13 protein-coding genes and 1 pseudogene are annotated in these 14,100 nt (G+C 70.8%); 7 read left to right on the forward strand and 7 right to left on the reverse strand.

The features are described 5' to 3' along the window. Positions 1-9 precede the first annotated feature (9 nt). The 6 genes from ACIA8R_RS33210 to ACIA8R_RS33235 form a co-directional block, all read right to left on the reverse strand. On the reverse strand, positions 10-1,137 hold the full coding sequence (locus ACIA8R_RS33210) for a hypothetical protein (RefSeq protein ID WP_397041904.1): 1,128 nt from the start codon (positions 1,135-1,137) through the stop codon (positions 10-12). Continuing rightward, positions 1,134-3,386, reverse strand: a complete 2,253-nt coding sequence (locus tag ACIA8R_RS33215) for a hypothetical protein (protein WP_397041905.1) — start codon at positions 3,384-3,386, stop codon at positions 1,134-1,136. Before ACIA8R_RS33215 ends, ACIA8R_RS33210 begins: the two co-directional genes overlap by 4 nt. After that, positions 3,383-3,508, reverse strand: coding sequence for a hypothetical protein (locus tag ACIA8R_RS33220; RefSeq protein ID WP_357708355.1), 126 nt, complete (start codon positions 3,506-3,508; stop codon positions 3,383-3,385). The genes ACIA8R_RS33215 and ACIA8R_RS33220 overlap by 4 nt, the downstream gene beginning before the upstream one ends. Before the next feature lie 49 nt (positions 3,509-3,557). Continuing rightward, the gene (locus tag ACIA8R_RS33225; protein WP_364091556.1) at positions 3,558-6,365 is read right to left on the reverse strand and encodes an AAA family ATPase; all 2,808 of its coding nucleotides are present in this window, start codon (positions 6,363-6,365) and stop codon (positions 3,558-3,560) included. 337 nt (positions 6,366-6,702) lie between these two features. Then, positions 6,703-7,305 carry an AAA family ATPase gene (locus tag ACIA8R_RS33230; protein WP_397041906.1) on the reverse strand — a complete coding sequence of 201 codons (603 nt, stop codon included), beginning with the start codon at positions 7,303-7,305 and terminating at the stop codon, positions 6,703-6,705. A 658-nt stretch (positions 7,306-7,963) separates the two neighbouring features. Further along, entirely contained in the window at positions 7,964-8,602 is a 639-nt protein-coding gene (locus ACIA8R_RS33235; RefSeq protein ID WP_357708351.1) for a helix-turn-helix domain-containing protein, read from the reverse strand. 61 nt (positions 8,603-8,663) lie between these two features. On the opposite strand from ACIA8R_RS33235, the gene ACIA8R_RS33240 reads away from it, so the two are divergent. After that, positions 8,664-9,332: a class I SAM-dependent methyltransferase gene (locus ACIA8R_RS33240; protein WP_397041907.1), complete on the forward strand. Its 669-nt coding sequence runs from the start codon at positions 8,664-8,666 to the stop codon at positions 9,330-9,332. 123 nt (positions 9,333-9,455) lie between these two features. Next, positions 9,456-9,632: pseudogene (locus tag ACIA8R_RS33245) on the forward strand (tRNA (N6-threonylcarbamoyladenosine(37)-N6)-methyltransferase TrmO); the annotation flags it as partial. Positions 9,633-9,949: 317 nt separating this feature from the next. Here ACIA8R_RS33245 and ACIA8R_RS33250 read toward each other — a convergent pair. Then, the gene (locus ACIA8R_RS33250) at positions 9,950-10,186 is read right to left on the reverse strand and encodes a helix-turn-helix domain-containing protein (protein WP_397042030.1); all 237 of its coding nucleotides are present in this window, start codon (positions 10,184-10,186) and stop codon (positions 9,950-9,952) included. On the opposite strand from ACIA8R_RS33250, the gene ACIA8R_RS33255 reads away from it, so the two are divergent. The 5 genes from ACIA8R_RS33255 to ACIA8R_RS33275 all read left to right on the forward strand — a co-directional run bounded on the left by ACIA8R_RS33255 (position 10,088) and on the right by ACIA8R_RS33275 (position 13,950). Then, the gene (locus ACIA8R_RS33255; protein WP_397041908.1) at positions 10,088-11,173 is read left to right on the forward strand and encodes an ABC transporter ATP-binding protein; all 1,086 of its coding nucleotides are present in this window, start codon (positions 10,088-10,090) and stop codon (positions 11,171-11,173) included. The two genes, ACIA8R_RS33250 and ACIA8R_RS33255, sit on opposite strands and share 99 nt — an antisense overlap. Before the next feature lie 186 nt (positions 11,174-11,359). Then, positions 11,360-12,514: an ABC transporter ATP-binding protein gene (locus tag ACIA8R_RS33260; RefSeq protein WP_397041909.1), complete on the forward strand. Its 1,155-nt coding sequence runs from the start codon at positions 11,360-11,362 to the stop codon at positions 12,512-12,514. A gap of 127 nt (positions 12,515-12,641) precedes the next feature. Further along, entirely contained in the window at positions 12,642-12,992 is a 351-nt protein-coding gene (locus ACIA8R_RS33265; protein ID WP_397041910.1) for an alpha/beta fold hydrolase, read from the forward strand. A 107-nt stretch (positions 12,993-13,099) separates the two neighbouring features. Then, on the forward strand, positions 13,100-13,432 hold the full coding sequence (locus ACIA8R_RS33270; protein ID WP_397041911.1) for a hypothetical protein: 333 nt from the start codon (positions 13,100-13,102) through the stop codon (positions 13,430-13,432). An 80-nt stretch (positions 13,433-13,512) separates the two neighbouring features. Continuing rightward, a complete protein-coding gene (locus ACIA8R_RS33275) occupies positions 13,513-13,950 on the forward strand; it encodes a hypothetical protein (protein WP_397041912.1) in 438 nt (145 codons plus the stop codon). Positions 13,951-14,100 lie beyond the last annotated feature (150 nt).

Here is a 14,100-nt window from a genome sequence, read left to right on the forward strand (position 1 = left end):
GAATGCTCCTCAGAAGGCGCCGATGCCGTTGGGTACGCCCATGCCGGTGGGCCCGTCGTGTCCGCGCCTGGCGGTGCACAGCGGCGAGCCGCCGCAGGCCCCGTTGGCGCCGGTGGTGATGTCGAACAGGTACTGGCCGGAGCCGTAGAGTTTCTGGCCGGGCACGATCTCCTGGCCGTTGTCGCCCAGCGCGTACACGCCGCCGATCAGCGCGACGCTGATCGGGGTGCCGCTGACGCCGATCCAGCCGCCCCAAGAGGTGCTCTCGTAGAGCTGCACGGGCGAGCGGGCATCGCCCACCGCGGCCACGTCGGCGACCGTGCGCTTGGCGCCGCACTGCCCCTTCGGCTGCCAGGCCGGGCGCGCCTCGTACACCGAGCAGCCCGAGCCGGACCCCGAGGAGGCCATCTCGCTCCAGCCGCGCGCGTTGCCCGGGTCACGCCACAGGGTGGTCGCGCCCACCGCGATCACCGATCCGTAGGCGGCCGGGACCATCTGCCTGCCCACGCCGTTGCCGAACCCGCTGCCGCCACCCGCGACGATCGGGACACCGGGGTGGTCGTAGTGCGCCGCGTCGGCCCGCTGGCCGGCGTACTCGTAGAAGCCGGTCATCACCGAGACCGCGTCGGCGCCCTGGACGACCGCCTGGTCGACCGCGGCGCCTATGCTGGCCGGCGTCTCGTCGTCGGCCTCGACCAGCAGCAGCTTGCAATTGGGGCAGGCGGCCGAGCCCAGGTCGAGCCCGGCCGCGGTGTGCAGCGCGTAGCCGTTGTGGGTCGGTGGCCTGGTGGTGCCGCCGCGCTGGTCCACGTGACGGAAGCAGGGGAACATCTCATCGCACAGCGGCAGGTCGTTGCCCTTGCGATACTCGTTCAGGTCGCGCTCGGCGCTGGGATGGCCGTACGGGACCACGACCGCGAGGGTCTGGCCGCCGCCCAGCCAGGACGAGGGCAGCTTGTAGGCGTCCTGCAGGTCGGCCGCCTTGAGCCCGTCGCTGACGTTCGCGTCGGACTTGGAGGTGACCTTCAGCAGGCAGTCGGGGGTGGAGCAGTCGCCGGCGGCCTGAGCCGACGCCGGAATCAGCAGGGTCAGGCCGAGCACGATCGCGGGGAGCAGCCGGGAGATGATCACGGTCACTGGTCCTTCGGTGCGAGCCGGTAGGCGCGGAGGTTGGTCTGCTCGACGGCGTTGCCGTCGCGGTCTACGGCCTTGATCCGCAGGGCGGCGTACCCGTCGCTGCCGGGGCTGGTGAGGGTCGTGGTGAAGCGGCCGTCGCGTCCCCGGTTCGCGGTCTGGGGCTCCGACCACGTCGTGCCGCCGTCGTAGGAGACGGAGACGGTGGCGTTCACCCTGCCGGGGTCGTCCTGGTACTGCTGGTGCCGCACCGTGAAGGCCACCTCGAACGGCTCGCCGGCGGGGGTGGCGTTGTCGATGTCCAGCGGCAGGTCGGGCCGTACGAACAGAAGGGGCAGGAACGAGCAGCGGCGGGTGGGGTCGGGCGCGCACATCGCCTGGTCGGGCAGATCGGCCGACCGGTCGCGGCTCGTGGTGCGGAAGGTCCAGTCGGTGGTGCTGGTCGCGTCCTCCACACCAGGGTTGTCGCCGGTCACCTTCAGCCGGTATTCGGCGGGCTGCGGCAGCAGCGGCAGGTCCAGCAGCTGCGTGAGGCGTGTGCCGTCGCCCCGGGTCGCCGAGGTGAAGGCGAGCGCGCCGTCGCGGTAGAACTCCACCTTCGCGAGTCCGTCGAGGGCCGAGCGGTAGTGGCCGGCGGTGGAGTCGGCGTACGGGTTGAGGTACAGCAGGCCCAGATCGCCCTGCCGGCAGGCCACGCACACCTGCTGCAGCGCGCTGGTGACGTTCGTGTCAGGGGTGTTCTGGATCCCGATCAGGGCCTCCTGCACGTACGGTGCACTGCTGGAGGGCACCTGCGGTCCCTTGTTCCAGGTCTCGGTGAGGTGCTGGCCCGGCCGGATCAGCCGGCGCTCCCCCAACAGGCGCAGCCCCAGGTCCGGTCGCAGGATGGGCTCCCAGGAGACCTTGCCGGGGGCGTTGCTGTACCAGTAGTCGGTGCGCTTGCCGCCGTACAGGGGGCTGGTGACGCCGAAGGTGGTCTGCGTCCACGGCAGGTAGACCGTGCTCAGGAGCTCTGGGTGCTGGGAGGTGGCTCCCGGAGTGTTGTGGATCGTGGAGTCCACGGTCGTCAGGTCCGAGCGCCTGACCGTGCGGGTGAGTGAGGCCGGCACGCCGCCGGGCTCGTGGAAGGCCACCTTGTACGTGGGATCGGCCCCGGTGGGACCGCCGATCGAGGTCATGGCCAGGAAGTCCAGGCTGCCCTTGGTCACGCGCCTGGTCGGCGTGGCGTACAGGGTGTGGACCCCGAAGTCCCCTCCGGAGACCAGGCGCATGAGGAACAGCGCCGTGACCGAGTTGCCGAAGGGCGGGTTGCCGACCTGGTCGCCCTGGACGGTGGTGCGGTTGTAGGTGATGAGGTCGTACTGCGTGTCGGCGGTCTCGGGCACGCCCTCGATCGTCGTCTCGTACGGCACGGCCTTGCGCGCGTCCAGCGTGAGCGACATGTCCTCGGTGACGGAGAACTCCGGCTCGATCACCAGGGCGCCGGTGGAGCCCATGTCCAGGACCGGTCCGGTCAGGACGCTGGCCTCGATGCTGTAGTGGCCCGCCGGCACGCTGAAGACGGCCTGGGAGGTGCCCTCCACGCCGTCGCCCACCTGGAACAGCGTGAACGTCGGGTCGTCCAGGCTGTGGATGGAGCCGAGCATGACGCCGGGCTTGCCGGTGCGGTCGATGGAGTCGACGGTGACCGTGTGGTACTCGGGATAGTCGGCCGGCGCCGCCATCGGATCGGCGGGCAGGGCCGGGGCGCCTTCGGGCTGGGCCAGCGTGATGCGGCCGGTGCCCGGCTTCTGCCCGGCCTTCCACTTGCCGGCCAGCTCCTGGCCGAAGCCTTCGGCGTCCTTCTTGGCCAGGGTCCTGGACTGCGGGCCGAGCGTGGCCACGCCGCCCGACTCGACCTTGACCGGCAGGGCGTCGGCGTGCGCGTCGTCCAGCCCGGCGCGCACCAGGTAACTGACGTTGAACAGGCGGACGTCCAGCGTGCTGCCCAGGAAGGGGGCGGCCTCGGCGGGGATGACGTACTCGTCGCCGTTCAGGGTGAGCTGGGCGAACACGCCGTTACCCGGGTCGATGACGGTGGCGCTGCCGGTGAGGTCCACCTGCACCTTGTCACCGGTCACCAGCGTGACCGTGGCGCCGGGCCCGGTCGCGGCCTTCGGCGGGGGTTCTGTCGTGGCCTCGGCGGTGCCGAGCCCGGTGACCAGCGTGAGCGCGAGGCAGGCCGCGCCCAGCCGGGAGGTTAACTTGTTCATGCCTTGACCCAGCCGTCCTTGTCGTCTTCGCTTGCGCCTTCTTCAGGCGCGATCTCCGCGCCTTCGTCCTCGGTGAGCTCGTCCTCGACGGGCTCGTCCTCGGCCTCGTGTACGTCGGACATGCGAAGAGCGTGACGAATAGGACATTCAGCTAGCTATGCGGGAGATCCCTCATTCCGCCGTGGCGGCGTCCCCCATGAGGGCCAGCTCGATCCGCGAGCGCAGGTTCAGCTTGCGCAGGACGGCGCTGAGATGCCGCTCCACTGTCTTGGCCGACAGGAACAGCTCCTGCGCGATCTCCTTGTTGGTCAGCCCGGAGGCGGCCAGCCGCGCGACGTCCCGCTCGCGGGGTGACAGGGCGTCGCCGTAGCCGCGGGTGCCGCCCCGGTGCCTGGCGGGCAGCGACAGGCCGCGCTCGCGCGCCAGGCGAGCCGCGCGGTCCAGGTCCCAGCGGGCGCCGAGCGCCTCGTAGGTCTCGATGGCCCGCCTGAGCTGCTCATCGGTCCCGGCCTGCTCCCTGGCCTGGGCCGCCTCGTACGGGCATTGGATGGCCTCGTAGAGCTCGGCCGCGGCGGTGAGGTGACCGCCGGAGGGGTCGAGGACGCCGCGGGCGTGACGCAGCGCGGCGGGAGCAAGCGGCGCGTGCAGGCCCGCCATCGCCCGTTCGGAGCGGTTCACCAGGTCCGCGGCCTCCGCGGCACGCCCGGCCGCCACCATCGCCTCGGCCAGGGCGGGCACGGTCCGCACCTCCGAGGGCCCCAGGCCGCGCTCGAACCACGACTCGATCAGCGGCAGGACCTCCGCCACCGCCCGGTCCGGCTCGCCGCGCGCGACGGCCTGGCGCAGCAGCGCGGTGATCAGCAGCGTCGTCTCGTCCATGGTGCCCGGGACCTCGGTCATCACCTGGCGGATGCCGAACTCGGCGCCGGCCGCGTCGGTGCGGGCCAGCGCCAGGCAGGCGGTCACGGTCGCCGCCGCGTACCTGTCCTTGGGCCGCTCGCTGAGCCGCTCGGCCAGCATGGCCGTCTCGGTGGTCAGCCCCTCCCAGGAACCCGCGCAGTAGTCGGCCACCGCCAGCGCGGAACGGCACCGGTCGATCATGTCCCCGCCGCTCACCTCGGCCAGGGGGGCCGCGCCCTCCAGGGCCACCCGTAGTATCGTCTGCGCCTGGACGTGGTCACCGACGAAGGCCAGCGCCGAGCCGATCGAGTAGTAGGCGTTGACCTTCGCTCGGTGCCAGGACCGGTGCCCGAGGCTCCCGCGCACCTCCTCGATCAGCTCGGCCCAGCGCGGGTCGCCCACCAGCACCATACTGCTGGTGATCTTGCCGAGCACGAAGATCTGCAGGGGCGCGTTCTTGACCGCGGGCAGGACGGCCAGCGTCCTGTCCATCCAGTGCCGGTCGGCGGTTCTGGCGTCCCGCCCCATGCTCAGGACGGTCATTATCCGCACCGCCAGCTCGGGCTGGGCCTCGATGTCCAGGTCCGCCACGGCCGCGGTCAGCGCCTCGAACCAGGGGCCGGGCTCTTGTCCTGTCGCATCCTTCAGATAGAGCAACAGCAGGGTCAGCTCGGCGCGCAGCACCGGCGAGGGGCCCTGGTCCAATGCCAGGGCCAGCAGGTCGATGACGTCGGGAATGTGCAGCAGCCCCTCGGCCGCCCAGCCGAGCTTGACCGTCAGCCGCCCGCGGTGCTCCGCCTCCAGCGGAGCGTGCCGCAGGACCGCCTCCAGGATCCTGACCACCTCGGCGTCGTCGCCCAGCCGCAGCGCCTGGTCGGCGGCTCGTTCGGCGGCCTCCACCCAGGCCGCCATGTGCCCGGCGCGCCGGTGGTGGTGGGCCAGTTGCCCCAGCGGCACCGACGGCATCGCCTCCACCGCGGCGGCGGCCCTGGCGTGCAGGTCGCGCCGCCTGGCCGCCGGAATGTCCTCGTACACCGCCTGCGCCGCCAGCACGTGCCGGAACGCCGCCGTCTCACCGCGCGCGGTCAGCAGGCCGTGCTCCACCGCCTCGTCCAGCCCGTCCAGCGCGCTCTCATACGGCAGGCGGGCGGTGGCCGCCAGCACCTCGACCGGCATCGGCTCCTGCAGCACCGAGGCCGCCCTGACCACCGCCTCGGCCTGCGGCGACAGGCGGCCCACCCGCTCCAGCACCGGGTCGCGCACGCCCGCCGGCACGTCGAGCCTGGCGATGGTCCTGCGCGCCCACTCCCCGCCCCGGTGCATGAGCGTCCCGCGCTGGCGCAGCAGCGCCACCAGCTCCTGCACCGCCAGCGGGACGCCGGAGGCCCGCTCGCACAGGTGCTCGGCGAAGTCGAGCGAGATCTCCTCGGTGTCCAAGATCGCCGCCGCCAGCGCCCTGGTCTGCGCCACGTCCATGGGCGCCAGCCGTACGCGGGCGTGGGCGACGGCGCGCGGCAGGCGGGCCGTCACCGCACGCAGGTCGGCGGAGGCCTCATCGCCGCGGTAGGTCAGGACCACGGCCAGGTCCCGGGGCGGGTCGGACAGCAGGTAGCCGAGGAACTCCACGGTATGCTCGTCGGCCCAGTGCAAGTCCTCCACGACCAGCACGGCCTGGCCCAGCGCGCGCAGGAGCTCACTCAGGCCGCGGAACACCCGGTGGCGCTCGCCCGCGCGGTCGTCCAGGGGCTCGGGGGGCTCCGGCAGGCGTTCGGCCAGCTCAGGCAGGAGCGGGCGCAGCGCGCCCGCGACCGCTGACAGCCCGGTCAGGTCATCGGGCACCTCGCGCAGCGCCTCGACGATCGGGCCGAGGGGGAACGGCTCCCTGATCCTGGCGCAGCCGCCGGTCAGGATGCGGAGACCGGTCCGGGACAGCTCGGCCACCAGGCGGGTCTTGCCGATGCCCGCCTCGCCCTCGACCACGGCGACCGCTGGGGTGTTGGAGACGGTCTCGGTCAGCTGGGCCAGCTCACCGGCGCGGCCGACGAGTGTCGGCGAGATCATCAGCCGCTCATGGATCACGTCTGTTCCCTGCTCGACCCAATGCCTAGATCACACAAATACCACAAAATCCCCTTTCCGGCCCGTCCCTTTCTCGGACTTCTGCTCGACGACGGACGGCTTCCGGCGGACGAGGCCGAGGACGAAGCGGATGGCCGCGTCCCTTCCCGGGCCGCATCCTAGGTCGGCGACGCGTCCTCCGGCGGGCAGCGCGGCAGCGAAGCGCGCTCGAAAGGCGCGGAACGCGGCGTCGGGATTCTCGGAGCGGGAGGCGAAGAAAGGGGCGATTCGGTCGTACGTAGCGGTGGTCCGGGCGGTGACCTCGTCCCGGCGGCCAGGCCGAGTATCGCCCGGGTGTTCATCTGGCCGTGCGGAACTCGAAGAGCCGCGCAGCCTGGGAGGGGGTGCGGTGTTGCGCGCGTCCGGGTATGTCCTGCACCAATGACATGCCTTCTGCGTAGAGCTGACCGGTGCTGGCATGCTTGGCCATGAGTGCCGCGTAGCGGGAGACCTCGGCTGCAGGCACGGCATTCCTCCGTTCCTGGTTCTGCTCCAGCAGGACCTTCTCGGGCTGGATGAAGCGTAGTGCGGTGACCGGCATCTGAAGCCGGTCGGCTATGGCGAGCAGTCTGGCGCGCGCGTGAGGGAGCACGTTGGTTGACTCGGCGATCGCGGTGCGGCCGGACGCAAGTCGCGCAGTGACTCGGCGATCTCGCTCCTGGAAGATCTGGGGGTCGGCTGATTCACGGTCAACAGAAGTGTTGCGGTAGTGCTCGGCGATGGCGTCGCTGGACACGACGGCCTCAGGATCGATCTTGTCTTGGTCGATCAGCGCCTGAATGAAAGAGCTCTTGCCCGAGGCCGGCGGCCCGACCAGCAGCACGAGCCCGACAGGGATCCAGACCTGTTCAGGCTGTCTGCCGGCGCCGGCGCCGTTGCGGATCTCACCCCCGAAGGCCATGGTCAAACAATAGACCTGCGCCCTGCGTCGTGACTTCATGGTTTATCGGCCAGGCCCTTGGCGTCATCGGCAGCCTCTCGCCGGGCGGATCACGGGGAGAGCAGCGGACCGGCACGTCCCTCAGCGCCGACGGTGCAGCGAAGTGACGGTCGGTCCGGGCAGCTCCAACTGCGCCCTCAGCTCCTGGTTCCTTAGGGTGAGCTGCTGGACGGCCCGGACGGCCCCATCTGAACACCGCCGCCAACCCCGCTGCCCGCCGGCTCTTTCCCGGCCGCCGAGCCGACCAACCCGCCAACCCCGGCACCCTTCGCGAACATCTACGTCTCACTGGATTCCTCACCGGTACCGCACGCCCAGCAGCACTACGCCAACTCGTCCTCCAGGCGCCCGCAGCGGTCATTGCCAGGGCCCTCGGCTTCCACGACAAGACCACCACCCGAGTGGCCGCTGACGCAGGCTGCACCTGGAACCGCTACGCCCCCAATGACCACTCACAGTGAACGCCCTCAGCGTGACTGGCTCGAATACAGACCACTTGATCAACGACTTCTACCAGTCTCGAAGGCCGGCCAGGTTGTCCGACCTGGCCCGCAGGAGGCCGGCCAGGTGGTTGGCCACCAGCGTTGCGGGCCGGCGGACCATCGTGACGTCCGTCCGCTCAGCCGGGGTCGGCACAGAGTTGGGAGGTCAAGGCGGTGCGGGCCCACTCTTCCCACGTGTCCGGTGACCAGTCGCGGTCGCGGACGAAGATCAGGTAGAGCTGCGGGCTGAGCAGGCCGAACAGCAGGTCCGCCGCCATCTCGACGGAGAGGCCGGGACGGGCGTCGGGCTTGCGGGCCAGGGCTTCGGCCGCTGCGTACTGGACGGTGTAACGCGGGTCGGGGCCGTCCGGCCACTGTGCGGCGATCTCGGGGTCGGTGGCCGCGGCAGCCGCGATCAGCGGCATGATCGGGGCGACCCGGCCCAGGATCTCGCGGGTGCCGTGGACGTGCGCGCGCAATTGCCCGGCTGCGGTGGGCTCGGCGCACGCGGCGCGAAACCACTCACGATCCATGGTGGCGACCGGCTCGCTGTCCCCGGCGATGGATGTGTCGACGACGTCCTTGAACAGCGTGCGCTTGTTACGGAAGACGAAATAGACCGTCTGGACGGCCACGCCCGCCCGGTCCGCGACCTCCTGCAGGTTCGTCGCTCCGTAACCCTGCGCGACAAACAGCTCGCGAGCCGCCTCGACGATCTTCTCACGGGTGCGGCGTGAGCGCTCGGCTCGCTTGTCCGGCCGTTTGACTTGGTCCATATTGCGAGTATATCTCTAGATTACGTCACTAGAGTTCAGCTCTAGATTCTTGGAGGAGACGATGGACCAGCTCAACGCCGCCCAGACGCCGGAACCGGACCTGGCCCCAACGCGGCGAGACCACGAGGAGGAGTCCGTTCGCCGCGCGCTGGAGGGCTTCTACCGCGCCGGCAAGGCGCCGTGGGACACCGGCGTGACGCCGCCCGAATTGGTCGCCCTGGTGGAGGGGCACGAGGCGCTGCCGCCCGGCCGCGTCCTCGAACTCGGCTGCGGTACGGGGACCAACGCCATCTACCTCGCGCGGCACGGCTGGGATGTGGCGGCCGTCGACCTGATCGACCGCGCCGTCGACCAGGCCAGGGAGAAGGCTGCGCAGGCGGGAGTGGCGGTACGGCTGCTGCACGGAGACGCCACCCGCCTCGACGAGTTGGACGTGCCGGGCCCCTTCGACCTGTTCTTCGACCTGAGCTGTTATTGCGGGGTCCCGCTGCACCGCCGCGACGCCTACGTCGCCGGGCTCACCGACCGCGCCGCTCCCGGAGCACGGTTGCTGATGTTCGGGTACGGCCCCGAGCCGCTCGGCAGTCCGATGCCCGAGGTCAAGTCGTGGGCGGCGGGCGTCACAGCCGACGAGCTCCGCGCCAGGTTCGCCGGCTGGGAACTACTCGACGTCACGCCGGGCACCAACTCGGTGCCGACCTTCTGGTTCACGCTGCGCCGCGACGCCTGACCATCTCCGGCCGCGGGTTTCTACAGGTCTGTGGCAGATCTCACGCCGCCCGAGCAAGTCGAGCTCGGGCGGCGTAGTGGTCGACACGCCGGGTGCCTGCCCTGAGCGCCGCGTCCCAACCGTCTTGGTGTCTCCCGCTGCCGACTCCTCGCCGTGGACGGCCTGAACGTGCACGTCGCCCCGGACGCGCTGTCAGGCACCCCCATCCTGGATATCAGGCCGTACCTGATCGAGTTCGCTCCCCGCCATCCGGTCACCCAACCGGCCTGGGCCACCGAGCTCATGAGCTCCTACTACTGAGGTTCCGGCCGGCGGGCGCTCGCCGGCCGGCCCGTGATCAACCTGGTCGCACGTGGACGACACTCACCGCCCGTGTCTGCGACCAGGCCGAGCGCCGCTGCATCGTCCAATGAAGAGAGCTACTGATATGAACGTAGTTCGGCGTGGATGCGCCCGCTCGGCATGGATGCTCCATGGCGGAGGCCGTCACGTCTTGGACGCGGTCTTCCAGCGGCGGGACACAGCGTCAGCCCGCTTGTGGCCCATCTCATCGATCTCCAGCAGCCGCCTCGCCGTCATAGATCCGCAGCCGAGGTTGGCCCTCTCGTGCGGAGCGGTCACGCCACACGCGCCCGATCGGCAGCACCGGGCCGGTCGGAAGTTCCGTGGTCGGGCCATGCGACGTCGTCAACCGCCAGGAATGGTTCGCGGGCCACGGTCGCGGGAGTCACTCCGGCGAACGCCATGACGTCCCGATGCAGGTGAGACTGGTCGGCATAGCCGCCGTCCGCCGCGACCGCGGCCGCGTCGTGCCCCGCGGCCAGGCGATGAGCGGCATGGTCGAAGCGGACCAGCCTCGCGGCCTGCTTGGGTGGCAGGCCGATTTGTACGTGGAACCGGCCAGGACGCGCGAGCAGAAGGCCTACGACGCGGCCGTGGGACGGATCGCCAGTTCCGTCGTCGAGTTCGTGCAAGGCATCTCGGTGGTCAAGGCGTTCGGCGGAGGCGAGCGCGCCCACCGCACGTTCCTGACGGCCGCCGACGACTTCGTCAGCATCTTCTCCCGCTGGGTGCGCGGCATGTCCGTGGTCGCCGCCGGGATGCAGCTGGCGCTGTCGCCGCCGTTCGTGCTGCTGGTCGTGCTGGTCGGCGGCACGGCACTGATCACCTCCGGCGGCCTGGCGCCGACGGATCTGCTGCCGTTCCTGCTGCTCGGGCTGGGGCTGACCGCTCCGGTGGCGGCGCTCGGCCACGGCTTCGACGACCTGCAGGCCGCTGGCCGTGCGGTCGGCCGGATCAAAGACGTGCTCACGGTCCGGCCACTGCCCGAGCCCGCCCACCCGCGTGCGCCGCAGGGGCACCGGGTGGAACTGCGTGACGTCCGCTTCGCCTACGAGGTCGATGATGGGGCCGGCCACGAGGCGCTGCGCGGCATCGATCTGGTGCTGGAGCCGGGGACGATCACCGCGGTCGTCGGGCCGTCGGGAAGCGGGAAGTCGACGCTGGTCCAGCTGTTGCCGCGGTTCTTCGACCCCACCCACGGCTCGGTCCTTCTCGGCGGCGTCGATCTGCGCGAGATCGGCAGCCGGGAGCTGCACCGGCAGGTGTCCTTCGTCTTCCAGGACGTCCGTCTGCTGCGCGTCTCGGTCGCCGACAACATCGCGCTGGCGGTGCCGCGGGCCGGCCGCGACGACGTGATCCGCGCCGCCCGGCTGGCCGGCATCCACGACCGCATCCTCCGGCTGCCGCGCGGGTACGACACGGTGCTCGGTGAAGAGACCAAGCTGTCCGGAGGCGAGGCGCAGCGGATCTCGATCGCCCGCGCGCTGCCGACCTGCTGACACGAGGCGGAAGGTTCGCCGCGTTCTGGCGATCCCACCGATCCACCGAGATCGAAACCCACGATGGCGTGCTGCGAGGAGACGAGCCCCGATGATCCGAATGCTGCTGCGCGTACTCGGAGACGAGTACGCCGCGGCGATGCGCCGCACCGTGGTCCTGATGACGATCACGGCTGTGGTCGAAGGTTGTCCTACGCGCTGCTGGTCCCGGTGCTGCGGGCGCTGCTCGGCAGCACGCCCGCGGACGCCGTGCCCTGGCTGGTCGCGTTCGGGTCCGCGGTCGCCCTCTACGCCGTGCTGCGCTACATCAGCGACTTGTCCGGCATGCGGGTCGGGACCACCATGTTGCGCGGCACGTATCACCGGCTCGGCGAGCACCTGGCCCGCCTCCCCCTCGGCTGGTACAACGCCGCTCGCATCGGCGAGGTGTCCGCCCTGGCCGGCCGCGGCCTCCTGCAAGCCATGGGCGTGGCCGCGCATCTGCTGGCACCGTTCATCGCCGCCCTGGTCACGCCCCTGACCATCGTGGCCGTGATGACCGCCTTCAACTGGCGGATGGGGCTGGCCGCGTTGCTCGCCGCACCCGTCGTTGCGGCGATCCAGGCCTGGACGGCACGCGCGACGGCCACCGCCGACGCCGACCGTCACGAACGCGACCAGGAGGCCGGCGGGCGTGTGATCGAAGAGGGACAGCGGCTCGCGGTCGTCGGGCCGTCCGGCGCGGGCAAGAGCACGCTGCTGCAACTGCTGGCGCGCTTCTACGACGTGGACGCCGGCGCGGTGCGCGTGGGAGGCGTGGACGTGCGCCAGATCAGCACCGAGACGTTGATGGCCCGGATCGCCATCGTCTTCCATGAGGTGTACCTCTTCGACGGCACGATCGAGGAGAACGTGCGCCTGGGCCGTCCCGACGCGGGCGTCGCCGAGATGCGGGCGGCGGCGACCGCGGCGCGGCTGGACGAAGTGATCGAGCGACTGCCCGGCGGATGGGCGGCGAACGTCGGCGAGGGCGGCGCGCTGCTGTCAGGTGGTGAGCGCCAGCGTGTCTCGATCGCGCGGGCGCTGCTGAAGAACGCGCCCATCGTGCTGCTGGACGAGGTGACCTCGGCGCTGGACCCGGTCAACGAGGCGGCCGTCCACGAGGGCGTCCAGCGCCTGATGGCGGGCCGGACGGTGGTGATGGTGGCGCATCGGATGCGGACCGTCCGGCGCGCCGACCGCATCGTCTTTCTGGACGGCGGCCGGATCGTGGAGGAAGGCAGCCACGACGAACTGCTCGACCGTGGCGGCCGTTACGCCGGCTTCTGGAACATCTCCATGGCTTCCGCCGCGCGGGAATGAGCCCGCCGGGCCCATGTTCCGGCCTTGGGACCTCGGTACGGCCGTCATGGTGACGGTCACCGGTCTTCGACTGCGCGGAAACAATTTGTCCAAGACCGTCAGCCGGCCGCCCGTGCACAGTCTCCGCATGAGTGAATGCGACATTGAGCACTCGCATGGGATGCACGTGGTCCATGACGGCCCGCGGCAGGCGCCGCCGTTGTTGCTCATCCACGGATCGGGGGCCTCGGGCGGCTTCTGGAGCCCGATGGTCCCGGTACTGGCCGCCCACCATCACCTCATCCGGGTCGATCTCCCGGGTTGCGGCCAGTCCCCGCCCGCGCCGTCGTACGACGTGCCCGCACAGGCGGGTCAGGTGGCGGCGCTGCTGGACGACCTCGGCCTTCGTCACGTCGCCGTGGCCGGGCACTCCAGCGGCGGCTACGTCGCCACCGCGCTCGCTGAGCAACGTCCCGACCTCGTGGGTTCGCTCGCCTGATCAGTAGCGGCCCGAGCCCGGATGCGCTCCTTCGGCAGCCGTTCATCCTTCGGGTGCTGCTGGCCCCGCCTTTGGGCCCGCTCCTGTGGCCGAGGCGTTCGGACGCGATGATCCGCAAGGGGATCAGCGCGACGGCCGCTTGCCTGGTGGACCTCCCGGACGACGTGGTCGCCGACGTACGGGGCATCACCTACCGCGTGATGAGGACGGTGCTGCGCCAGAACACCGCCTACATCGCCGAACGGAGCGTGCCCGAGCGTCTGGCCGCCCTCCAGGTCCCCGTACAGGGCGCCGGGCTCGGCTTGTCGATCGTCGCAGCGATCGCGAAGGCCCACGGGGCCGAGGCGCGAGCGAACTCCAACCCGGGCGGCGGGCTGGAGCTCGTCGTAGTCTTCGCAGGATCCGAGGACGCATCATCCGCAGGAGGAACATCGGAGTGAGAATGTGCATTGTCTGTCACACCGGCAACCGACGGGTCACCTCCGCCCAGCTCGGCGCCCGCCACCGCGCAGGCGGCTCCATGTCCATCGTGGCGTTCCCCGACCGGCCCGATCCTGCGACCGCAGGCGTGACGGTCACGGCCGCAGTCGAGCGTTTCCTGGACTCCCCTACTGCGGCCACCAACCCCGCCCGGCGGCTGGAACGCCGTGAGACGGCACACCGAGGCGACCGCTCCATCCCGCGCACCCGGCTGGAGACGCTCTTCACCGACCCTGCGCACGCCCTTCGGGAAAAGGTCCTCTGGAGGCTGCTGTACGACACGGCCGCCCGCGCCGAGAAAATCCTCACCCTCAACGTCGAAGACCTCGACCTGCTCGATCCGCACCTCCAGGGTTGGGCGTTGCATCAGCTCCGCCACAGTGCGCTGCAGCATCTCGCACAGGCCGGGCGTACCGCCCTGAACTCTGGGCCATGCCACCTTGCAGGGGATGGTGGCGCCTGCCGCCGAACCCGCTGAGCCGCGACTACAGCAGCCCACGGCCCCTTCCTGGCGTGTTCCGGCCGTTCCCGTTGCACGCGGATGTTCGGAAACCGGCGACGAGTAGCGCCGCGAACCATGAACCGTTGTCGATCGTTGTCCGGGTGTTGCCGATTCCAAGGGGAGCGC

The organism is Nonomuraea sp. NPDC051191, assembly GCF_044455665.1.
GTDB lineage: Bacteria > Actinomycetota > Actinomycetes > Streptosporangiales > Streptosporangiaceae > Nonomuraea.